Genomic DNA, 23,094 nt, shown 5'->3' on the forward strand with positions numbered 1-23,094 from the left:
GCTTTCTCAGCAGCGGCTTTTTCAGCAGCGGCTTTTTCGGCAGCAGCTTTCTCGGCAGCGGCTTTCTCTGCGGCAGCTTTCTCTGCGGCAGCTTTTTCAGCAGCAGCGGCTTTTTCAGCAGCAGCTTTTTCGGCTGCGGCTTTCTCTGCGGCAGCTTGTTCAGCGGCAGCTTGTTCGGCAGCGGCTTTTTCGGCAGCCGCTTTCTCTGCGGCAGCTTGTTCAGCAGCGGCTTTTTCTGCAGCGGCTTTCTCTGCGGCCGCTTTTTCAGCGGCGGCTTTCTCTGCAGCAGCTTGTTCAGCGGCAGCTTTCTCGGCGGCAGCTTTTTCAGCAGCAGCTTGTTCAGCAGCCGCTTTTTCTGCAGCAGCTTTCTCTGCAGCAGCTTTCTCTGCAGCAGCTTTCTCGGCGGCAGCTTTTTCAGCAGCGGCTTTCTCGGCGGCAGCTTTTTCAGCAGCGGCTTTCTCGGCTGCAGCTTTCTCTGCAGCAGCTTGTTCAGCGGCAGCTTTTTCGGCTGCGGCTTTCTCGGCAGCAGCTTTCTCGGCTGCAGCTTTTTCAGCAGCAGCTTGTTCAGCGGCGGCTTTTTCAGCAGCAGCTTTTTCGGCGGCGGCTTTTTCGGCAGCCGTTTTCTCTGCGGCAGCTTTTTCGGCAGCGGCTTTCTCTGCGGCCGCTTTTTCAGCAGCGGCTTGTTCAGCGGCAGCTTTCTCGGCTGCAGCTTTTTCAGCAGCAGCTTGTTCAGCGGCGGCTTTTTCAGCAGCAGCTTTTTCGGCGGCGGCTTTTTCGGCAGCAGCTTTCTCTGCGGCCGCTTGTTCGGCAGCGGCTTGTTCAGCAGCGGCTTTCTCAGCAGCGGCTTTCTCGGCAGCGGCTTTCTCTGCAGCGGCTTTTTCAGCAGCAGCTTTTTCAGCAGCCGCTTTCTCTGCGGCAGCTTGTTCAGCGGCGGCTTTTTCTGCTGCCAAGCGTTCGGCTTCTTGTTTTTCTTTCTCTGCGGCAGATATTTTTGCTTGATCGATTAAGAAAGTATGTTTATCGTCTTGAGTAAAACTAAATTCCACGCCTTTATTCACAATACGCGGCGCATTGATAAAATATAGCGAGCCGCTGTTATAGTCGACAAATGTCAGTTTCTGCACCGAATCGACTAGCATTGTTGTCACCTCATCCGACAAGGAGAAAACCGGTTGGACTATACCACTGACATGTCCATTCACCGTCAATTTATTGCTTAATTCATATTCCGTTCCGTTTACCGGTTTAAGTTGTGCTTTGTTGATATGACCAAATACCAACTTGCTCAATGCATATTCCGGGCTTGCCGAGAAGTCGCCACTGATGGTCAAAGCGTTATGTAAGCCTAATGCGCCATTTTGTAATATCAGATTGCTGTCTAATTGAGGTTGTTTAAAATGAAAAGTGGTATTCTCATCGGATAGCGTAATTGTCGGTAATACACCATTGTTGTTCACGGTATTAATATCGGCATTAATCGCCACATCACGTTGAGTCGTGTTTTGGCTCATGCCGGCAAAGGTTAACTGGCTGCCGTTATCCAGATTGATCTTAGTGTTTTCACCCAAGACCGCAGCCGATGGCGCAAAACGTAGCGTGGCTTGTTTCTGGTTATTCAACACAATATTATCAGTGTTGTTGCTCAATGAGAGATCCAAACTGGCGCTGTTGTCGATTTGAAGTGCGGTATCCTTCGCCGTGATTTTAGTTTGCAGCACTGTTGGGCTGCTGTTTTTCCAGATAACACGGCCTTTTCCTGCCGTATTAATCGCTGCTGCACCATGCATACCACCTTCGATGGTTGTAGTAAAGCCGTCCGGCGTGGTGATATTAATTCGATTATTATCACCATTAAACTGTAAATTGGCTTTCAGAGAAGGATCATGGAAAGTCGGATCCAAGAATTTATCGCCTTTAATACTGGCGGCATCGGCATTGTGGCGCTTGCTATCTTGCACCGCTATTTCTAACTGATTGTTACCGGCAAAGGTGATGGTATCTGCGATTACCGTTGCCGCACGTCCGATACCTAAACTTGCGCCATCTTCTAATGTGATTGTTTTTGCTTGGAAACTATTCGGGCGCCATTCTCTACGATCCGCATCACCGATGGATGTTTGTATATCGTAACCGTTTCTGAGTATCGTGGTATAAATCAAGCGATCTGCAGCAATATTCACCCGCCCCTGTTGAATATGTAAATCGCCCTCAATCCGGCTGTCGCCACGCAAATGCCAAAGTGCGGTCGGCTGTGACGGTTTATATTGCAGATCCAGATTGCCGTTGAAGCTGCCTAAATAGTTGCGCTCACCATCGGCGGTAAAGGTAAAGGTTGATTTTTGTGTATGGTTTTCATTGCTAATATTGGCACCGCGATCGAGGTGATAAATATCATTAAAACTCAGTGAATGCCCATTTAAATCCAGTTTGCCGCCTCGTACACCAAAATAGATTTGGTTATTATTTAATTGATTTGGGTTAATCAATTTAACCGTACCACGCCCGGTAGCCAACATCACTTTATCTGCGGCCGTGCCTTGATTCGCCAGTTCTAACGTGCCTTCACCTACCGCCAAGCTGCCTTGTCCGGGTTCGGTGCCCGCAATGCGTAATGTCCCTGCGCCCACTTTGCGCCAATCACTGCCTTGGGCAAGCGTTAGGTTGGAAGTGACGGTTTTCCCTTCTGCCACCGAAAAACCGCTGAGATCGAACTTTCCTTGCCCTTGAATAGTCGCATTGCTGTTAAAATACAGCGGAATGGTGCCAATATCGGTGTCGCCATCAATTTGCAACGTGACGCTGCCATCACCACTATTATTTAAATAAAGATCTTTAACCCAAGGACGTGCTCCGCTGTGATATGATCCCATGACTCGTCGCTTATACAGTTCTAACGAAGCTTGTTTCTGCCCATCAGCGAAAAATTGAAAATTCGCAATATTATTTTGGCGGGTATCAATTTTAATTGTTTGTCCGGCGGTAATCTCTTGGGTTGCGGTCGCATTATTTAAAACCTGAGCCAGATTACCGGTCTGCATAATCCCAATTTTACCGTAGCCTCTCGCATTATTGCCGCCTTGCGAGTTGACCCCTAACAACAACCAGTTTTGTACGGTTTTATCCCACCAAAAAACCGGCGAACCGCTGTCGCCACCCATACTGGAACTGTCAAGTGCGGTTTGACTCTCTGGGTCAAGCCAAAAAGAGACATTCTGTCCGGCAACCGAGTTAATCTCTCTGACTTGCGTCAAACTGCCGTGGATATAGCGATAACTATCGGAAATAATGTTACCTGCCGGACCGGAATAAGCATCTTGCAGCGGTTGAATAAAGATCCCCGCCCCATTGCGTGCCAGCAAATCCTCCTTGGCAACATTGCCGAAAGTGGCAACAGGATAGGGAATGGTATCAAACATCATTTTATCGGTGCGAATAACCGACGTATCAACACCGATATCTTCGGTATTGCGGAAATAAGAACCATTGATAGAATTGATATCGGGTTTATGGCCATACTCATTACGGGCAATGCTGTCAGCAGACAAAATAAATTCTAAATAGGCATGTTCTTTTACATCTTTGTCGCTGCTATTACTATTTTTAAACAATGGCAGATCCGTGCGATAAAAACGTTTGCCATAAGTTTCATTGGTGTAACTGTCTTTCATATGTGTTGCCGTCACCACCATATTATAACTAAGCGGTGTAGCAAACCCTCGATCGGAGACAGAGTAAAAATCCGGCATGAGTGGAATACTGCTCTTGCCGTCTCCTTCACGGCTGCCGATATTCTGACTACCGTCTTTTTTATAGACCGCAACATTCTGGTTACCGGCTGCATATTTGCCGGCGTTATTTCCAAATTGGATATAGTCGCTATAATCAATATCATGCCGAATCACCCCGGCATAGCTTTTACTCAAATATAGTGGCGCAAGCAAAAACAATAATATCGGAGAATAACCGCGTGCTTTGCTGTAGAAGTTCAATTTGAATAATGTTGTCCAATGGTTACTGTACATATTCCATTCCTGTCGCTAAAAATTTATCGATATTTAAGTGAGCCAGATCTCATCAAAAGGTTGAAATTTAATCACCAACTAGTTAATTTGAAGATTATAGCATCATTTTTAAAATTTTTACGGAGTTTTTACATCAATTAAAGTAATTATTCAATTAAAACACTGATAAAGAATAACTATTTCAGCAATAGATTTTATATAAAAAAACCTGAACCACACAGTTCAGGCTTTAAGCAGGAAAAATTATAGCGTCTAATACGCTTTGGCATCTTTCACGTCGCGCATATCCGGCAATTGGTGGGCAATACCTTTGTGACAATCAATACAAGTGTTGCCGTCTTTGATCGCTTTTTCGTGCATTTTTGCCGCAACGGTTTTTTGTTGGCTGAAATCCATGTTATCGAAGTTGTGGCAGTTGCGACACTCTTGTGAATCATTGGCTTTCATTCGCTCCCACTCACGCTCTGCCATATGCAAACGACGGGAATTAAATTTATCGATTGTGTCGGTATAGCCCATCACATGAGCATACACTTCACGACTGGCTTGCAGCTTGCGGATCATCTTCGGCACAAACTCATGCGGCACATGGCAATCCGGACAAGTGGCTTTCACACCACTGCGGTTTTGGTAGTGGGCAGTATGCAGATATTCCGGATAGACATCATTGCTGTGACAACTGATACAGAACTCCTCGGTATTAGTCTGCTCCATACCGTAATTGAAGCCGACCCAAGAAACAATCCCGGCAATAAAAGCCACGACTAACAACGTGCCGACCGCAATTTTGCTCGGCGAACGGAACCAGTGCCAAAAACGCTTAATAAGGTTCTTTAACATAATCAGCAATCTCCTTATTTTTCACCGTAACCGGGCAATGGTTTGAACTCGTTCGGCACAATGGGGGCAACATCAGATTGCGAAACGTGGCACTGAACACAAAAATAGCGACGTGGCGAGACTTCTCCGCTGACAACGCCATCACGACCGACAAAATGAGTCGGGCTGATACGGGTTGCACCGGTAGTACGAGACGCCTGCACGCTGTGACAATCCAAGCATTGGTTGGTATTTTTGGTCACTTGATAATTTTTAGTACTGTGTGGCACCATCGGTGGTTGGTTCACATAATTCAACGGCGCCAACTCATTTTCTTTTGGCTGGTTATGAAATGCCGGTGCAATACTTTCCGGGGAACTGGCAATATCTTTGCCGACAGGCTGTACGTCCTGTGCCAAAATCGGCGTGCAGACGCCACCCAATAATAAACTGACCAATACTAATGCTTTTGTATTTTTAATCATCGCTCACTCCTCGCATGATCAAATCTTGTCGTAAACTGAAAAACGGATTCCGGACACACATCAACACAACGACCACAACTGATGCAATCACGGGATAAAACTAATAAACTTTCATCTTTGCTGCCAAACAAAGGACTTCTCAAAACTTGTGGCTCCGGGCAAACATTAAAGCAGTCCATACAGCGATCACAACGCTCACGCTCAATGACTTTCACCCGAATGATGCCTTTGGCGCCAATCACGCCGTAAGCGGCGCCAATCGGACAAAGGTGTCCACACCAGCCGTGTTCGACCAACAATAAATCAAATAAAAACAGCGCTAAAATCAACCAGAGCGTAGCACCAAAGCCGTAAATCAAAGCTCGCCCCAATGCCGCAACCGGATTAATCCACTCCCATAACAGCATGCCGCTGACCGCACTTCCGATTAAAATCATGATCAGAATGCCGTAGCGCAAAGTGCGGTCTAGCTTGGCGCTTTGACGAATATTCAATTTACGTCTTAGCCACGCTGCCGCATCGGTCACTACATTCAGCGGACAACACCACCCACAAAACACCTTGCTGCCGAGTAATGCGTATACCGCGATCACGATAATTCCGCCCAAAAGTGCGGTAAACAGCGGGAGATGTCCTGCCGCCAGACTTTGCGCCAACATCAGTGGATCAGAAAGCGGGATAGTGTCCAGTAACATGCTGCTACTGTAGTTGCCACGTAGAATCCACACATTCCATAATGGCCCACTGAGAAACATTGCCAGAATACTCAGCTGGCTCAGCCGCCGCCAAAACAGAAAACGGTTGGCATGCCACCAGCCCAATTTTTGTCGGGCTTCCCGTCCTGCCTGATTAATCGGATTTGCCATTATCGATTCTCCACCGGCAAGGTTTCCGGTAAGCGAGTCGGTAACTTAATCATCTCATCAGGCAATAAGGAATGCCCGGCTTTTTCTTTCTCTTCCCAACCCAAGCGGTAATGCTGCCCTAACATGCCTTTTGCCAACGCCATCGGCAATACCTTAATCGCTGCTTCTTCCAACACGCAAGCTTGTTCACATTTACCACAGCCGGTGCAAGCGTCCGAATGAACCGTCGGTATAAATTTGGCATGACGGTCACTGCGATTGTTATGCTGCATTTCCAGCGTGATCGCTTTGTCGATTAACGGACAAACCCGATAACACACATCACAACGCAAGCCTTGCCAATTCAGACAAGTTTCTTGATCCAGCAGTACCGAAAGTCCCATACGCGAATCATCGATATTATCTTGGGTCGAGTCCAACGCCCCGCTCGGACAAGCTTTAGCACAGGGAATATCCTCACACATTTCACACGGCTTATCACGTGCGATAAAATAAGGCGTTCCGGCTTCCAACGGTGATAACAATGACGCCAAATGCAGCATGTCATAAGGGCAAGCTTGCACACACTGTCCACAACGAATGCACGCTGCGGCAAAATCTTTATCATTCTCTAGCGCAAAAGGCGGACGTAACGCCACGCCTTCTCTTGCCAGACTTTGTTGCTGCTGCAAGCCAAGCAGTAATCCGATTCCGGCCAACCCACCGGCGGTGCGAGTTGCGTCTTTCAAAAAACGACGACGGTTCGGATTAACCGTTGGCTTATTCATCAATTGGCCTAAACTTAAGCTTTAACCACTTTAACCGCACATTTTTTGAAGTCGGTCTCTTTTGAAATCGGATCGGTTGCATCCAACGTCAATACGTTTGCCAACTGACCGGCATCAAAGAAAGTGGTATACACCAAACCTTGCGGCACTTTATTACGCCCACGGGTATCCAAATACGTTTCCATTTCGCCGCGGCGAGAAATCACTTTGACTTTGTCGCCATGACGCATACCTCGTTCTTTGGCATCCAATGCATGCATATACAGCAAGTTATTCGGGAAAGAGCGGTGCAGCTCAGGCACACGACGGGTCATGGTGCCGGTATGCCAATGCTCCAACACACGACCGGTGGATAACCACAAGTCATACTCTTGATCCGGCGCTTCCGCAGGTGGCTCATACGGCACAGCAAGAATAATCGCACGTCCGTCCGGCTGTCCGTAGAAATTCACGCCTTCTCCGGCTTTGACATACGGGTCATAACCCTCACGGTAACGCCACAGGGTCTCTTTGTTCTCCACTACCGGCCAGCGTAAACCACGCGCTTTGTGGTACACATCAAAATCAGCCAAATCATGGCCATGGCCGCGACCAAACGCAGCATATTCTTCGAACAAGCCTTTTTGAATGTAGTAACCAAAATGGCGCGATTCATCATTCAACACGCTGTCATCCCAATCACTGATTGGGAATTTATCTACTTGTCCATTGGTAAATAAAATATCGTACAGTGTTTTGCCACGATATTCCGGCATTTGCGCCAACAGCTCTTCTTCCCAAACTTCTTCCACTTTGAAATATTTGGCAAATTCGACCAACTGCCATAAATCAGAACGAGAATCTCCGGTTTTCGGCACGAGTTGATGCCAAAATTGAGTGCGGCGCTCGGCATTACCGTAAGCCCCTTCTTTTTCCACCCACATTGAAGTTGGCAGAATCAAATCGGCAGACAACGCACTGGCCGTCGGATAAGGATCGGAAACAATGATAAAGTTTTCCGGATCGCGCCAGCCCGGCAAACGGTCTTCATTGATATTTGGACCTGCCTGCATGTTGTTGTTACACATCACCCATAACACATTCATTTTTCTGTCTTTTAGTGCGCGGTCTTGAGCAACGGCATGATAACCGACTTTATCTGAAATGGTACCTTTCGGCAGTTTCCACGCTTTTTCACAAATCTCACGGTGTTTCTCATTCGTCACCACCATGTCCGCCGGCAAACGGTGGGCAAAGGTCCCCACTTCACGCGCAGTACCACAAGCTGACGGCTGTCCGGTCAACGAGAATGGTCCGCAGCCCGGTAGTGAAATTTTGCCGGTCAACAAGTGAACGTTATACATCAAATGGTTAACCCACACACCACGAGTGTGTTGGTTAAAGCCCATGGTCCAGTAAGAAACAACTTTTTTATTCGGATCCGCATACAGTTTTGCCAAGGCTTCCAATTGATCTTTCGGCACGCCACTGATTTCGTGGGCTTTGTCCAGTGTATATTCGGCAACCACCGCTTTCAGCTCTTCGAAGGTGCTGTCATGCATTTTACCGCTACCGGCATTTTGTGCTTTTTGTTCTAACGGATGTTCAGGGCGTAAGCCGTAACCGATATCGGTGTCGCCTTTTTTGAATTTGGTATGTTTGTTGACGAAATCCCAGTTGATTGCATCATTTTGGATCAAATAATTGATGATATAGTTCAGAATTGCCAAATCACTTTGCGGAGTAAACACAATACCGTAGTCCGCCAGTTCAAAAGAGCGGTGCTCGAAAGTCGATAACACAAAGACTTGGCTATCTTTTTTCGACAAGCGACGATCGGTAATCCGCGACCACAAAATCGGGTGCATTTCCGCCATATTCGAACCCCACAGCACGAAAGCATCGGCTTGTTCGATATCGTCATAGCAGCCCATCGGTTCATCAATACCAAAGGTACGCAAAAACGCCACCGCAGCAGAAGCCATACAGTGACGCGCATTCGGATCAACGTTGTTGGAACGTAATCCGGCTTTGTATAATTTGTTCAGGGCATAACCTTCCCAAATCGTCGATTGTCCGGAAGTGAAACAACCTACGGCATTGCGCCCATTCTTAGCAATCGCCGCTTTAAACTTATCTGCCATGGTATTAAAGGCAACATCCCAACTGACCGGGGTAAATTCACCGTGTTTGTCATATTGTCCATTGCTCATCCGCAACATTGGCTGAGTCAGACGGTCTTTACCGTACATAATTTTCGGCAGGAAATAGCCCTTGATACAGTTCAAACCACGATTCACTTCGGAATCCGGATCTCCTTGTGATGCCACCACACGTCCGTTTTGTGTGCCGACCAACACGCTACAGCCGGTACCACAAAAACGGCAAACCGCTTTATCCCATTTTATGGCGTTATCCGCAGCAGCGACATTCACCACCGGAATACTTAAACCGGCAGCCATAGTTGCTGCCGTTGCAGCATTGGCTTTCATAAATTCACGACGACTTAGATTCATCTGTTCCTCCGTCTGTTCCCACATCCGATTGATTAATTCTGATCTTGTTGGTGATACACCAAAGAGACAGCCAACACGCCATGAATATTGCGCGCCGCCTCCATACGTTCTAATAAAGCGCTCTGACTGTGCGACTCCATCACTACTGCCAGTTTGCCACTATTTTCATCAACCGCGTTGATCTCGGTATAATCCATTTGTTGCAAAGCGGTTTTGACCGGGAAAACATCTTGTGGTCGACACTGCACCACCACACCACAAACATGCCATTCGGCACTGTTTTCTCTGTTTGAATCACTCATCTCAATTTCCCGAAACCTGTCTTAAATCCCACTGACTTCACCGCATAATAGTGTGTAAAAATGCAAAGTGCGGTCAATCACAACTTTGAAAATAAAATTATCCATGCTTTCCGTCTAGATTTAATGACTATAAAGAGGTATTTTTCCGCTTACCTTTGAGACTTTTGATTTATATCAAGTCATATGCGACAAACTTATGGTTATATAATTTTCTATATTACGATTAAATGTGATCATGCACTTGCTTTTTCACCTGCTCACCAGTAGATTGGTACTATTATCCCTTTAATTTGAAATTTTATGTCTTTCTTTCAGTTTAATGCTGCCGCAGCAATGTTGATTTTCCTGATTATTCTCGGTTACTTCAGCCATAATAATTCTATTATTATTTCTGCTGCCGTGTTGCTGCTGATGCAGCAAACGCCATTAGAACGGCATATCCCGTGGCTTGAAAAATACGGATTACACATCGGCATTACGGTATTGACCATCGGTGTGCTCAGCCCGCTGGTTTCAGGTAAAATCAAATTGGACGGCATCGGCAGCTTGTTATTGAATTGGAAAATGATACTTGCCATCGTTGTCGGTATTTTTGTTGCTTGGCTCGGTGGGCGAGGTGTCACGTTAATGAGTGCTCACCCATCAATCATCACAGGGCTGTTAATCGGTACTATCGCCGGAGTGGCTTTTTTCAAAGGCGTTCCGGTTGGACCATTAATTGCCGCAGGTATGCTGTCATTAATTTTAAGTCGCTTCAATTGAATAGTCATATATAACCGCACTTTTAAGGCTGACTCAGCACCAAATAGAACGAAAAACAATCAAAGCATTGTTTTATTTCTTGAATTGCAACACCAAACTGACTAAAATGAACGTTCATTCATTTAACCGTTTTGAGGTCGGTTCAACCCATGCAATATTCTGAAACGCAAACTGCCCAGCAAATCCTTGTTGCAACAGAAAAATTGATGGCAGAAGACGGTTTACACACCCTGTCAATGCAAAAAATCGCCAAAGCTGCCGGAATTTCTGTCGGCACTATTTATATCTATTTTACCAATAAAGAAGAGTTGTTAAGCAATTTGGCAAAATATCTCTTTGCGCGAATTGATGCCCAGCTAGTTAAAAAGCACAATCCTGATGCACCGTTGTTTGAGCAATATCGTCAAATGTGGTGGAATTTTTGGGAATTTTTCCAGCAAAATCCACATGTTTTAAAGAATTTCTACCAATATGACAGTCTTCCCGGATTTAGTGAACTCGTTAAAAGCTGCCACCAACGCCGAGATATCTGGAATACATTTATTAAACATGGGCAGAAGCAACGAGTTCTATCCAGCTTGCCACATGATGTTTTATTTGCGCTAAGCTTAGGAAGCGCCATCAAACTGGCTTTTCGGCAAGCACACTATGATGAGTCCTATGCTGTTGAAATTCTTGAAGATGTGATCCGCAGAACTTGGCAAAGTATTTGCTATTAACTACAAAACCAATCCTATTTTTATTCTTACGGAGTTTTTTTATGTCAGATATTCAAACTAACAAGCCTAAGAGATCGCGCTCTTTCGTGATGAAATTGGTGCTTCTCATTGTTATTCTGGCGTTTGCCGCCGTTATTGGCTTACAGATGATGAAATCACGCGGCATGGCAGCCTATTTTGCCAATATGCCGGAAGCAATCAACCCAGTCACCGTGACCACCGTACAGACTCAACAATGGACACCGGCTATCGAAGCCACCGGTATTATCCGTCCAAATCAGGGTGCGATGCTCAGTTCACAAATGTCAGGCACGGTGAAATCGATTTTTGTGCAGGCGGGGCAACAGGTTAAAAAAGGGGATTTGCTGATCGAACTGGATTCCGATGTGGAAAAAGCCAATTTAGCCGCTTATCAAGCTCAATTAACCTCAGTACAGGCGAACTACCAACGTTATCAAACCCTGTTTCGCAGTAAAAGTGTGTCAAAAAGTGAATTGGATAATGCCGAATCCAGCTATCGGGCATTGGTTGCCAATATTGAAGCGGCCAAAGCCACCATTGCTCGTCGCCAAATTTATGCGCCGTTTGACGGCGTCACCGGGATCATCCAAGTCAATGTTGGACAATATGTTACCATCGGGCAGGCAATGGTGCGGGTGGAAGACATCAGCACCACCAAAATTGATTTTTCTTTAGGACAAAATAGCTTAGAAAATCTGTTTATCGGACAAAAAGTCACCGCAGTCGTCGATGCCTTTGCCGGTGAAACGTTCTCTGCCAAAATTTCGGCGATCGAGCCGGCGGTTACTTCAACCAGTGGCTTGATCGATTTGCAAGCCACCGTCGAAGACAGTCGTGACAAATTGTTGTCCGGTATGTTTGCCCGAGTGCGGGTTGCACTGACCACCGAATACGATCAAATCGTGTTGCCACAAGTGGCAATTGCCTACAATATGTACGGTGAAAGTGTCTATCGCTTGACCGCACTTTCCGAGGTAGACAAAGAAAAATATGCTGATAACAAAGATCTGGACAAGATGTATCGTGCTAATTTGGTGACGGTCAACACCTTGGAACGCAGCGGCATTTACTCTCACTTGAAGAGCGGTTCGTTACAGTTCGGTGATATCATCGTAACCGGCGGACAACAGCGGTTGAGTAACGGCAGTCTGGTTGTGGTTTCAGACCAAGCCGGTGTTGGTACTGAGCAGCCTGCTGCAACACCGAAGTTGTAAGCAAAATCAGACAAAAAGATAGGAAAATATATGCGTTTTACTGATATTTTTATTCGCCGTCCGGTCTTGGCCGCCGCGATCAGTATTTTAATCGTCATTTTAGGCTTGCAGGCGGTTTCTAAACTGAGCGTGCGGGAATACCCGAAAATGACCACCACGGTGATCAACGTCAGCACCGTCTATGCCGGTGCCGACGCTAATTTGATTCAGGCGTTCGTGACCTCACAGTTGGAAGAGGCAATTGCGCAAGCCGATAATATTGATTATATGTCATCCAGCAGCCGTCAAAGCGTATCAACTATTACCGTCAAAATGAAATTGAATACTGACCCGAATGCAGCATTGGCGGATATTCTGGCTAAAGTCAATTCGGTGCGCTCTGCCTTGCCGAGTGATATTGACGACCCGACCATTACCTCTTCAACGGGTGGTTCGGGGATGATGTATGTCAGTTTTACTTCTGAACAGCTTGACCCAAGCCAAGTGACCGACTACATCCAACGGGTGGTCAAACCGCAGTTTTTCACCATTCCCGGCGTGGCTAAAGTCGATATTTTCGGTGGTACGCCGTATGCCATGCGAATTTGGCTGGATCCACAAAAAATGGCGGCCTTAGGGCTTTCTGCCCCAAGAGTGATGACCGCACTTTCCAGCAACAATGTGCAGACCGCCGCAGGCAGCACCAACGGCTGGTACACCGTGATTAAAAATAAAGTCAACACCACCACTACCGATGTTGAGCAGCTAAAAAATCTGGTGATCAGTGCTGACAATGATAAATTAGTCCATTTAAGCGATATTGCCACCGTCGAACTGGATCAAGAAAGCGATAATGCACGTGCTGTTGCCAATGGCGAAAATGCAGTGGTATTGTCAATCGAACCGGCGTCCAGCGCCAACCCACTGACCGTGATCGAAAATATCTATCCGTTATTAGACACTATTCAGAAGAACTTACCGCCGAGCATTCAGGCAAAAGTGTTGTATGACCGTACGATTGCGATTAACAGCTCGATTGATGAGGTGGTGAAAACCATTCTGGAAGCGACCTTGATCGTATTGGTGGTGATCACCATGTTCCTCGGTTCTTTCCGTGCCATGATTGTGCCGGTGGTGACGATTCCGATCTCACTGATTGGCGTCATCATGTTGTTGCAAGCCTTTGATTTCTCGATTAACTTGATGACACTACTGGCAATGATTCTGGCGATTGGTTTGGTGGTGGACGATGCGATCGTGGTCTTGGAAAATGTTGATCGCCACATCAAGTTGGGTGAAACACCGTTCCGTGCAGCCATTATCGGAACACGAGAAATCGCTGTTCCCGTCATTTCGATGACCATCGCCCTGTGTGCGGTTTACTCGCCGATGGCGCTGATGGGTGGAATCACCGGTACATTGTTCAAAGAGTTTGCCTTGACGTTGGCGGGAGCAGTTTTGATCTCCGGCGTGATTGCCCTGACTTTATCACCGATGATGTGTGCCAACCTATTGAAAGCCAGCGCTACGCCAAGCAAATTGGAACGCTGTGTCGAAGGATTCTTGCACAAACTAACCGAAGGTTACCGCACTTTGTTAGCACTGACCATGGCAAACCGCATTTGGGTTTTGGGCTTTGCTGCGATTATTTTCGCTACGTTGCCGGTGTTGTTTAGTTCACTCTCTAGTGAACTGGTGCCAAATGAGGATAAAGGCGCCTTATTGGCGATTGGAACTACTTCCGCCAATAAAAATATAGATTATGTACAAGATTCGATGAAAGCTTATGAAACCTTGTTGAAAGAGACCCCTGAAATTCAATTTTCACAAATTATTTCCGGGGTACCCGCCTCAAACAATGCACTGGCAATTGCCACACTGGTGGATTGGTCTGAGCGCAGTCGTAGCCAAGCCCAAATCATGGCCGATCTGAACAACAAAGCCAAACATATCCCGGAAATTTCAGTTTCCGGCTTTCCGTTCCCAGAAATTGATACCGGCGAACAAGGGATGCCGGTGTCGTTTGTAATCACCACCCCGAATGACTACTCCGATTTGGTGCTGATTGCTCAATCTGTGTGGCAGGCGGCACAACGCTCCGGACAATTTATCTTCTCTAATCTGGACTTGAGCTTCGACACCGCCGAAATGCACATGGATATCGATATGGACAAAGCCAACTCCTATGGTATTACTATGAGCCAAATCAGTGCCACCTTAGGCAGTTTCCTCTCCGGCGCTACCGTTACTCGAGTAGACATTGAAGGACGTGCTTATAAAATTATTTCAGAAGTGGAGCGCAAGAAACGCCTGAATCCGGAATCCATGAGCAGCTACTCCCTGATTGCTGCCGATGGACGTGCGGTACCGCTCAGCAGCTTAATTAAACTGGAACTAAAAACCCAACCGCTGTCGTTGCCACGCTTTAACCAGCTAAATTCTGCGGTGATCAGTGGCGTCCCAACCGGATCGATCGGTGATGCCGTTCAATGGTTCCAAACCAGTGGTGCCGAACTATTGCCACAAGGCTACACTTATGATTTCCGTGGTGAATCGCGGCAATATGTACAAGAAGGCAATACGCTGGCAACCACTTTCGGTTTAGCCGTAATCATTATCTTCTTAGTCTTGGCAATTCAATTTGAATCGATCCGTGACCCGCTAGTGATCATGGTTTCAGTGCCGCTGGCGATCAGTGGTGCACTCTTAATGCTTAATCTGCTGAACTTCTTAGGGCTTGTCGGTACGACTTTGAATATCTACTCGGAGGTCGGATTGATCACCTTAGTCGGACTGATCACCAAGCACGGTATTTTAATGTGTGAAGTTGCCAAAGAAGAGCAGTTATTACACGGTAAAAACCGTATCGAGGCAATTTCAGAAGCGGCTCGTATTCGTTTGCGCCCAATTTTGATGACCACCGCCGCGATGATCGCCGGGCTGATTCCGCTGCTGTACGCCTCCGGCGCCGGTGCAATCTCGCGTTTCAGTATTGGTGTGGTCATCATCTCCGGTTTGGCAATCGGCACATTGTTCACCCTGTTTGTGTTGCCGGTGATCTACAGCTTTATCGCCAGCCAACATAAACCTCTGCCGGAGTTTGACGAAAACCAACCGGCTATCGAGGATCACGGGCAATTGGATCAACCGCATTAAGTTGACCGCACTTTGTATATCATCAAAAGGGATTACCTGTCTGGGTAGTCCCTTTTTCTTTACTAAAACAACATAAACTGCTACAAATACTTTCTTATTCTTCAATATTAAGGTCTTGCAAAATGTCAGAAAAATTAGCCATAAAGCGTGATTGGCTGCAAAAAATCGAATATATCGGCAATAAATTGCCGGATATTACCATGTTGTTTGTATATGCCCTGATTATTTGCTGGCTGCTTTCGTGGGGATTGTCTTACTTCAGCTTTGACTACATCAATCCAATTACGCAGCAGCCACTGGTGATTGTCAATTTATTTCAACCTTCTGAAATTTTGGCATTTTTGACCTCGCTGACTAAAAACTTCGTCAACTTTCCCCCTCTAGGTATTACCATTGTCGCAACCATCGGTATCGGGATTGCCGAAGCCAGCGGCTTTATCAACGTTGGCTTGAGCCGCGCCTTAAATATCATTCCGAAAAATATCGTAACCCCGGCGGTGATTACAGTTGCGGTTTTTGCACACATCGCATCCGATTCTGCCTATGTGATTTTAATGCCGGTCGCCGCACTGATTTTCTATTCAGTCGGTAAACATCCGTTATCCGGCATTGCCGCATCATTTGCCGGTTTGGCTGGTGGCTTCTCAGCCAGTTTCACGCCATCCATTATCGATCCGATTATGCAAAGTTTTACGCAAAATGCGGCACGCATTATTGATCCAAGCTATGAGGTCAATATTTTAGCGAACTACTTTTTGAGTTTCGGCAGCACGTTTTTTGTGATTGGTGTCTGTTGGTATATTACTGACAAAATCATAGACCCACGTTTAAAAAGAACCATGCCGCTTTCCAACGAGCTGGATTCGGCACACATTGAAATCCAGCAGCCTTCTGCGCTGGATTTAAAAGCCTTTCGTTGGGCAAGTGCGGTTTTCATTTTGATCGCCATCGGATTATTTGCTGTTGCAGCTCCGCAAAATTCATTATTACGCTCACCGGAAGGCTCGCTGACCAGCCCGACTGCTCCGATTATGCAGATCATCGTGCCGTTATTGCTGTTGTTTTTTGCTGTACCATCACTGATCCACGGCGTGATCGCCAAAACCTTCAGCGATACACGAACAGTGACGAAATCAATGGAAAAGATCACCTATACCTTAGTGCCTTTCATTGTATTTTCATTCTTTTGCGCCCAATTTCTGTACTCATTTAACCGATCCGGCATTGGCACGCTAATCGCCTTATCTGGCGCTGAGTTCTTGAAATCACTGCAAATGCCATCCGGTATTACGATTTTCGGCGTATTAATCCTGACCGCACTTTTAAATATTATTATCACCTCCGCCACCTCAAAATGGGCAATTTTATCCTCTATTTTGGTGCCGATGCTGATGTCGGTAAATATTTCGCCGGAATTAACCCAAGCTGCATTTCGCATCAGCGACTCGGTGGTCAACGTATCCACCCCAATGTTTGCCTTTTATCCGCTGTTGATTTCGTACTGCCAGCGGTACTGCAAAAATACCGGTGTCGGCACATTGTGTTCGATGATGATTCCTTATACCATCGGCTTATTTATCGTCTTGACTCTCGTGTTGTATGTTTACTGGTGGCTCGGGATTCCGCTCGGTTTTGACAGTGGCTACACTTACCCGAAAGCCTAACTGCACATAAGGAGAACATAATGCAACAACAGCTAATTGAACGCTTTTTTCGTTATCTGGCAATCAGCAGCCAAAGTAATGCCGCAGCTTCAAGCGTGCCCAGCTCGGATGGGCAATGGAAAATGGCGGAATTATTGTCGGAAGAATTAAAACAGCTGGGCTTAAGCCAGATTCATACTGATCAATATGCCAATGTAACCGCACTTTTGCCCGGCAGCGTGCCGAATGCTACGCCAATTGGGTTCGTGGCACATATGGATACCGTCGATGTTGCGCTGTCGGCACAAATTTCACCACAAATTAAACGCTTTGACGGTACAGATCTTGTATTAAATCCGGCACAAAATATTAGGTTGAACGTCGCCGAACACCCTGAAATTCTTGCCTACCAAGGGCAAGAAATCATTTTCAGTGACGGCACCAGCGTGTTGGGTGCCGACAACAAAGCAGCGATTGCAAATATCATGACCGCACTTTCGATCATTCAACAACAAAAAATCCCGATCGGCGATATTTATATTGCTTTTGTGCCTGACGAAGAGATTGGTTTACGTGGTGCAAAACAGCTGGATCTAACCCGCTTCAAACCGGATTTTGCTTATACTATCGACTGTTGTGAACTGGGCGAAGTGGTGTACGAAAACTTTAATGCCGCTGCTGCCGACATTACCATCTACGGCGTCAGCGCCCACCCAATGTCGGCAAAAGGCGTGATGGTCAACCCAATTTTAGTCGCCCATGATTTGATCAGCCGTTTCGATCGTAATCAAACACCGGAATGCACCGAACAAAAAGAGGGCTATTGGTGGTTTAACCGTGTTGATGCCAACCAAAGCCAAGCTAAGCTGCAAATTGCAATTCGCGATTTTGATAAAACTGTTTTTGAACAGCGTAAAGATTTTATTTTACAATCAGTTACACAACTACAACAGCAATATCCACAAATCAGAATAGAGTGTAAAATTGAGGATATTTACGGCAATATCGCCAACACCTTAACCGATGATCGCCGCTCAATTGATTTGCTGTTCAGCGCCATGCAACAGCTCGACATCACTGCAAAAGTCACTCCAATGCGTGGCGGCACCGACGGTGCGGCACTTTCGGTGAAAGGCATTACCACTCCGAACTATTTCACTGGCGCACATAACTTTCACTCTAAATTTGAATTTTTACCGATCCCGTCATTTATCAAATCCTGCGAATTGACTTTGCAGCTGATCAAACAGGCGGCGAAATCATTAAAGTGCGGTTGAGAAAATGTGCGGTTGAGAAAATTTCACAAAAAAAGCGGTTAAGTGATAAACTAGCCCTCAATTTGAATGGTCTTTAACAGACTTTACTTCATCACTGAATTGGCTAAGTATTAGTGAGAAAACGGGAATGACGGATAATAAGAAAAAGAGCGGTTTTTGGTCTTGGTTAGGCTTGGGCAGCAAAGAGCAACAGCAGACAGAACAGCAAGCCGAAGCATTAGCACAGCAACAGGCTGAACAGCAAGCCGCCGAAAAAGTGCGGTTGGCGCAGGAGCAAGCAGAACAAGAAGCCGCTAGACAAGCCGAAGCATTAGCACAACAGCAGGCTGAACAGCAAGCTGCCGAAAAAGTGCGGTTGGCGCAGGCGGAACAAGAAGCTGCTAGACAAGCCGAAGCATTAGCGCAACAACAAGCTGAGCAGGAAGCCGCCGAGAAAGTGCGGTTGGCGCAAGCGGAACAAGAAGCCGCTAGACAAGCCGAAGCATTAGCACAACAACAAGCTGAGCAGCAAGCCGCCGAGAAAGCTCGGTTGGCGGAACAAGAAGCGGCTAGACAAGCCGAAGCATTGGCACAACAGCAGGCTGAGCAGGAAGCCGCTGAAAAAGTGCGGTTGGCGCAGCAGCAAGCACCACAACCCAAAGAACAAGAAAAACCGAGCGAAGGCGGCTTTTTCAGTCGTTTGCTGAAAGGCTTGGTAAAAACTAAACAGAACCTAGGTTCCGGATTTCGTAATCTATTCACTGGCAAAAAAATTGATGATGAGTTGTTTGAAGAGCTGGAAGAGCAGCTGTTGATCGCCGATATCGGTATGCCGACCACCACCAAAATCATCCACAATCTGACCCAGCATGCCTCGAAAAAAGAGTTACGTGATGCCGAACAGTTGTATCAAAAACTGAAAGACGAAATGGCAGAGATTTTGCAGCCGGTGGCGCAGCCGTTGGTGATTGGGGATAAAAAACCGTTTGTGATTTTAATGGTCGGGGTCAACGGTGTCGGCAAAACCACCACCATCGGCAAATTGGCACGTCAGTTCCAGTCACAAGGCAAATCGGTGATGTTGGCGGCAGGCGACACATTCCGTGCGGCAGCAGTCGAGCAGTTGCAAGTTTGGGGCGAACGCAACCATATTCCGGTGGTGGCGCAAAGCAGTGGTTCCGATTCGGCTTCGGTGCTGTATGATGCACTGGAATCGGCAAAAGCCAAAAATATCGATATTTTATTGGCGGATACTGCCGGGCGCTTACAAAATAAAAATAACTTGATGGATGAATTGAAAAAAATTGTGCGGGTGATGCAAAAAATTGATCCACAAGCGCCACATGAGATTATGCTGACACTGGATGCCGGCACCGGGCAAAATGCCATCAGCCAAGCAAAACTGTTTAACGAAGCGGTCGGCTTGACTGGAATTACGCTCACCAAGCTGGATGGCACCGCAAAAGGCGGCGTGATTTTTGCCATTGCCGATCAATTTAAAGTGCCGATTCGCTATATCGGCGTCGGGGAAAAGATCGATGATCTGCGTCCGTTTGAGGCAAAAGAGTTTATCGAAGCGTTATTTAGTCAGGAAAGCGAGTAATAAGTCAGCGCTTCCTAACAATAAGAGAGAGAATATGATTCGTTTTGTGAATGTCAGCAAAGCCTATCTGGGCGGCAAGCAAGCCTTGCAAGGTTTGAGCTTCCACCTGCCGATCGGTAGCATGAGCTATCTGACCGGTCATTCCGGTGCCGGCAAAAGTACGCTACTGAAATTGATTATGGGGATTGAACGTGCCAATGGCGGCAATGTGTTTTTCAACGGTCACGATATTACCCGCATCAACTCGGAGCAGATTCCGTTTTTACGACGCCAAATCGGTATGGTGCACCAAGACTACCGCTTACTGACAGATCGCTCAGTATTGGAAAATGTCTCTCTGCCACTGATTATCAGCGGTATGCACCCGAACGAAATTAAACGCAGAGCCTCGGCAGCGTTAGACAAAGTCGGTTTGCTGCACCGTGCCAACCATTTGCCGGCACACCTCTCCGGCGGCGAACAACAACGAGTGGATATCGCCCGCGCCGTGGTCAATCGACCGCAATTGCTGTTGGCAGACGAACCGACCGGTAATCTGGACAAAGCCCTGTCGCAGGAAATTTTTCGCCTGTTTGAGGAGTTTAACCGTATTGGTGTTACTGTGTTAATTGCTACTCACGACCACAACATCATTCAACAAAAACCAAAACCGACCTTAGTCTTGGAACAGGGTCATCTGCGGGCATTTCAGTAGGAGCGGTAAAAATATGAATTCTCGTCGCTTGCAAGCGCCGTTTTGGCTAAATATTCAGTATGTTATGAAATCGGTGTTGACCGATCTTTGGAACAAAAAAATCGGCACCGTTTTGACTGTGCTGGTGATCGCAGTTTCGCTAACCATTCCAACTATCAGCTACTTGTTGTGGAAAAACACCAAACAAGCCGCTACCGAATTTTATCCTGAGTCGCAAATCACGGTTTATCTGCATAAAACCTTAAGTGAAGCCGACGCCAATCTGGTGGTAGAAAAATTGCGCCAACAAGAGGGGGTTGCTGCATTAAGTTATGTTTCGCGCCAACAAAGTCTGGAGGATTTTCGCGCTTGGTCGGGATTTGGCAGTGAACTGGAATTGCTAGATGACAACCCACTACCGGCGGTGGTGATGATTACGCCGCAAGAGGAGTTTCAACAATCTGCGAAATTAGCCGATCTGCGCGTTGCGCTCAACAAAGTTAAAGGTGTAGATGAAGTGCGGTTGGACAGTGATTGGCTGGAAAAATTGGCGGCAATCACTTGGCTGGCAGGACGAATTGCGGTGGTTTGCACCCTGCTAATGTTATTGGCGGTGGTGTTGGTGATCGGCAACAGCATTCGCTCTGATGTTTACAGCAGCCGCGCCAATATTGAAGTGATGAAACTACTTGGCGCTACCGAACATTTTATCCTGCGCCCTTTTTTATACACCGGCTTAATCTATGGCATTGTCGGCGGCATTTTGGCAACATTACTAAGTGCGGTTACGATTGCCTATTTTTCCACCGCGATTGAATATGTCGCCAATATTTTTGCAGTCAAATATGAATTAAACGGCATCAACCTGATTGAAGCTATTTTTATCATTATGCTAGCCGCTTTCACCGGCTGGTGCGGCGCTTGGATTGCGGCGAAAAAGCATATTAACCGTTTGGACGAGGGGCAATAATAATCGCCCCCTCTTTATCTTGTTCAAACCGCACTTTAACCTCAGCGGCTTAAAGCATAACTATCCGCCAGTAAGCTGAAAATCGTTTCATCGTTCTGGCCACCATCCAGCAGCACGCTGATCCAATGTTCTTTGTTCATGTGCCAGCCCGGGAATATCCCGGGCATACTGCGCAGGGCGCCGATTAATTCCGGCGGTGCTTTCAGGTTGACGATGTCCACATTGGCGTCATCTGCCAGCCCCAATTTGCTGCCGGGCACCACCAACAAGGCGCAAAACCATTTGCGGTTAGGGTGGCGGAACACGGCGTAGTCGGGGTGTTTTTGCCACGGGTAATCCGGTGCTGCGCCGTATTGTGCGGCGATGTACTCGATCAATTGTGTCCGTTTCATGGTGTCTCCGTTGTGTCGGTTTGGGCTTTCAGGCAGCCTGAATAAACCGCCGCCCCACTATCCTTGCCAATTCCTCAAACACAAACTTCACTCGAGCCGGCGTGACGCTTTGTTGTTGGCGGTAGAGATACACCGGCCACTGGATTTTCGGCACCTCGGCGAACAACTCGACGATCTCGCCGTTTGCCAATGCGTCGGCGCAGACGCAGTCTAAAATATGCCCGACCACCCGCCCTGATTTCACCGCGGCAAGGATGGCGTTCATCTCTTGGCTGTAAAACTGCGGATTGGCGAGGATTTGTTCGTCGTCGTTGATGTGCCATGCCCAGGCTTTGCCGGTGTTTTCGTCGGCAAGGGCTGCGAGCGGGTAGCGCTTTTTGAGGTCGGCGAAATCAGCCGGCTCGCCCAATTTGGTCAGTAATTTGGGGGCGATGACGATTTTTTCGTGCATTTTCCCGATTTTTCTAGCGATTAAATTGCTGTCGGCGGCAAAACCGATGCGTATGCCCACGTCTATCTGTTTTTCCACCACGTTCAGGCGCTTGCCGCCCACTTGCCAATCGAGCGTGATGTGCGGATAGGGTTCAAGTGCGGTCAGAAGCTCGGCCAAAATCTCATCGTTAAACGGCAGAATCGGCATCGCAATCCGCACCACACCGTGCATTTCGTCGTCGTTGCCTTGGTTTTGGAACAACTGCTCACTCTCGTCCAACAGCCCTTGTGCCTTGGGCAAAAACTGCCGCCCGAAATCGCTCAACACAATCTGGCGGGTGCTGCGAATAAACAGCGGCTCGCCCAAAGCACGCTCCAGCTCGGCAATGCTGCGGGTAATCACCGGCGCGGAAACGGCAAGGCGGTGGGCGGTTTCTTTGAATTGCAAGGTTTCTGCCGCCACGCAGAAGACTTTGAGGGCGAATAATCTGTCCATTTTTGGGCTCTTGTTGGGTATG

18 protein-coding genes are annotated in these 23,094 nt (G+C 47.2%); 9 read left to right on the forward strand and 9 right to left on the reverse strand.

Annotation, left to right across the window (positions count from 1 at the left end; genetic code table 11):
• The 7 genes from FHQ30_RS06840 to FHQ30_RS06870 form a co-directional block, all read right to left on the reverse strand.
• On the reverse strand, window positions 1–4,022 hold a 4,022-nt coding region (locus tag FHQ30_RS06840; protein ID WP_176552763.1), incomplete at its 3' end, for a S6 family peptidase.
• A 252-nt stretch (window positions 4,023–4,274) separates the two neighbouring features.
• The gene (locus FHQ30_RS06845) at window positions 4,275–4,862 is read right to left on the reverse strand and encodes a cytochrome c3 family protein (protein WP_139611739.1); all 588 of its coding nucleotides are present in this window, start codon (window positions 4,860–4,862) and stop codon (window positions 4,275–4,277) included.
• Window positions 4,863–4,876: 14 nt separating this feature from the next.
• A complete protein-coding gene (locus FHQ30_RS06850) occupies window positions 4,877–5,326 on the reverse strand; it encodes a nitrate reductase cytochrome c-type subunit (RefSeq protein WP_139611738.1) in 450 nt (149 codons plus the stop codon).
• Window positions 5,323–6,192 (reverse strand): quinol dehydrogenase ferredoxin subunit NapH, encoded by an 870-nt coding sequence (gene napH / locus FHQ30_RS06855; protein ID WP_132965080.1) that lies wholly within the window; start codon window positions 6,190–6,192, stop codon window positions 5,323–5,325. The genes FHQ30_RS06850 and napH overlap by 4 nt, the downstream gene beginning before the upstream one ends.
• Complete coding sequence (gene napG, locus FHQ30_RS06860) at window positions 6,192–6,959, reverse strand: ferredoxin-type protein NapG (protein ID WP_132965078.1); 768 nt, start codon at window positions 6,957–6,959, stop codon at window positions 6,192–6,194. Before napG ends, napH begins: the two co-directional genes overlap by 1 nt.
• Window positions 6,960–6,973: 14 nt before the next feature.
• Window positions 6,974–9,454, reverse strand: coding sequence for a nitrate reductase catalytic subunit NapA (napA, locus tag FHQ30_RS06865; protein WP_139611737.1), 2,481 nt, complete (start codon window positions 9,452–9,454; stop codon window positions 6,974–6,976).
• Between the two features lie 32 nt (window positions 9,455–9,486).
• On the reverse strand, window positions 9,487–9,756 hold the full coding sequence (locus FHQ30_RS06870; protein ID WP_132965074.1) for a chaperone NapD: 270 nt from the start codon (window positions 9,754–9,756) through the stop codon (window positions 9,487–9,489).
• A gap of 300 nt (window positions 9,757–10,056) precedes the next feature.
• On the opposite strand from FHQ30_RS06870, the gene FHQ30_RS06875 reads away from it, so the two are divergent.
• The 9 genes from FHQ30_RS06875 to ftsX all read left to right on the forward strand — a co-directional run bounded on the left by FHQ30_RS06875 (window position 10,057) and on the right by ftsX (window position 21,752).
• Window positions 10,057–10,518 (forward strand): DUF441 domain-containing protein, encoded by a 462-nt coding sequence (locus FHQ30_RS06875; RefSeq protein WP_139611736.1) that lies wholly within the window; start codon window positions 10,057–10,059, stop codon window positions 10,516–10,518.
• Between the two features lie 149 nt (window positions 10,519–10,667).
• The gene (locus FHQ30_RS06880) at window positions 10,668–11,237 is read left to right on the forward strand and encodes a TetR/AcrR family transcriptional regulator (protein WP_139611735.1); all 570 of its coding nucleotides are present in this window, start codon (window positions 10,668–10,670) and stop codon (window positions 11,235–11,237) included.
• Between the two features lie 41 nt (window positions 11,238–11,278).
• Window positions 11,279–12,472 carry an efflux RND transporter periplasmic adaptor subunit gene (locus tag FHQ30_RS06885; protein ID WP_139611734.1) on the forward strand — a complete coding sequence of 398 codons (1,194 nt, stop codon included), beginning with the start codon at window positions 11,279–11,281 and terminating at the stop codon, window positions 12,470–12,472.
• A gap of 30 nt (window positions 12,473–12,502) precedes the next feature.
• Complete coding sequence (locus FHQ30_RS06890) at window positions 12,503–15,607, forward strand: efflux RND transporter permease subunit (protein ID WP_139611733.1); 3,105 nt, start codon at window positions 12,503–12,505, stop codon at window positions 15,605–15,607.
• A 122-nt stretch (window positions 15,608–15,729) separates the two neighbouring features.
• Entirely contained in the window at window positions 15,730–17,271 is a 1,542-nt protein-coding gene (locus FHQ30_RS06895; RefSeq protein ID WP_139611732.1) for an AbgT family transporter, read from the forward strand.
• Window positions 17,272–17,291: 20 nt separating this feature from the next.
• A complete protein-coding gene (gene pepT, locus FHQ30_RS06900; RefSeq protein ID WP_139611731.1) occupies window positions 17,292–18,527 on the forward strand; it encodes a peptidase T in 1,236 nt (411 codons plus the stop codon).
• A 127-nt stretch (window positions 18,528–18,654) separates the two neighbouring features.
• Window positions 18,655–20,109: a signal recognition particle-docking protein FtsY gene (ftsY, locus tag FHQ30_RS06905; RefSeq protein WP_139611730.1), complete on the forward strand. Its 1,455-nt coding sequence runs from the start codon at window positions 18,655–18,657 to the stop codon at window positions 20,107–20,109.
• 34 nt (window positions 20,110–20,143) lie between these two features.
• Entirely contained in the window at window positions 20,144–20,803 is a 660-nt protein-coding gene (gene ftsE / locus FHQ30_RS06910) for a cell division ATP-binding protein FtsE (RefSeq protein ID WP_139611729.1), read from the forward strand.
• Window positions 20,804–20,816: 13 nt separating this feature from the next.
• Window positions 20,817–21,752 carry a permease-like cell division protein FtsX gene (gene ftsX, locus FHQ30_RS06915; RefSeq protein ID WP_139611728.1) on the forward strand — a complete coding sequence of 312 codons (936 nt, stop codon included), beginning with the start codon at window positions 20,817–20,819 and terminating at the stop codon, window positions 21,750–21,752.
• Window positions 21,753–21,793: 41 nt separating this feature from the next.
• On the opposite strand, the gene FHQ30_RS06920 is transcribed toward ftsX, so the two are convergent.
• Window positions 21,794–22,144 (reverse strand): MmcQ/YjbR family DNA-binding protein, encoded by a 351-nt coding sequence (locus FHQ30_RS06920; RefSeq protein WP_139611727.1) that lies wholly within the window; start codon window positions 22,142–22,144, stop codon window positions 21,794–21,796.
• Between the two features lie 28 nt (window positions 22,145–22,172).
• Complete coding sequence (locus FHQ30_RS06925; RefSeq protein WP_139611726.1) at window positions 22,173–23,072, reverse strand: LysR family transcriptional regulator; 900 nt, start codon at window positions 23,070–23,072, stop codon at window positions 22,173–22,175.
• Window positions 23,073–23,094: the final 22 nt, after the last annotated feature.

This window comes from Testudinibacter sp. 'clade 2', from assembly GCF_006227735.1.
In the GTDB taxonomy this organism is placed as follows: Bacteria; Pseudomonadota; Gammaproteobacteria; order Enterobacterales; family Pasteurellaceae; genus Chelonobacter.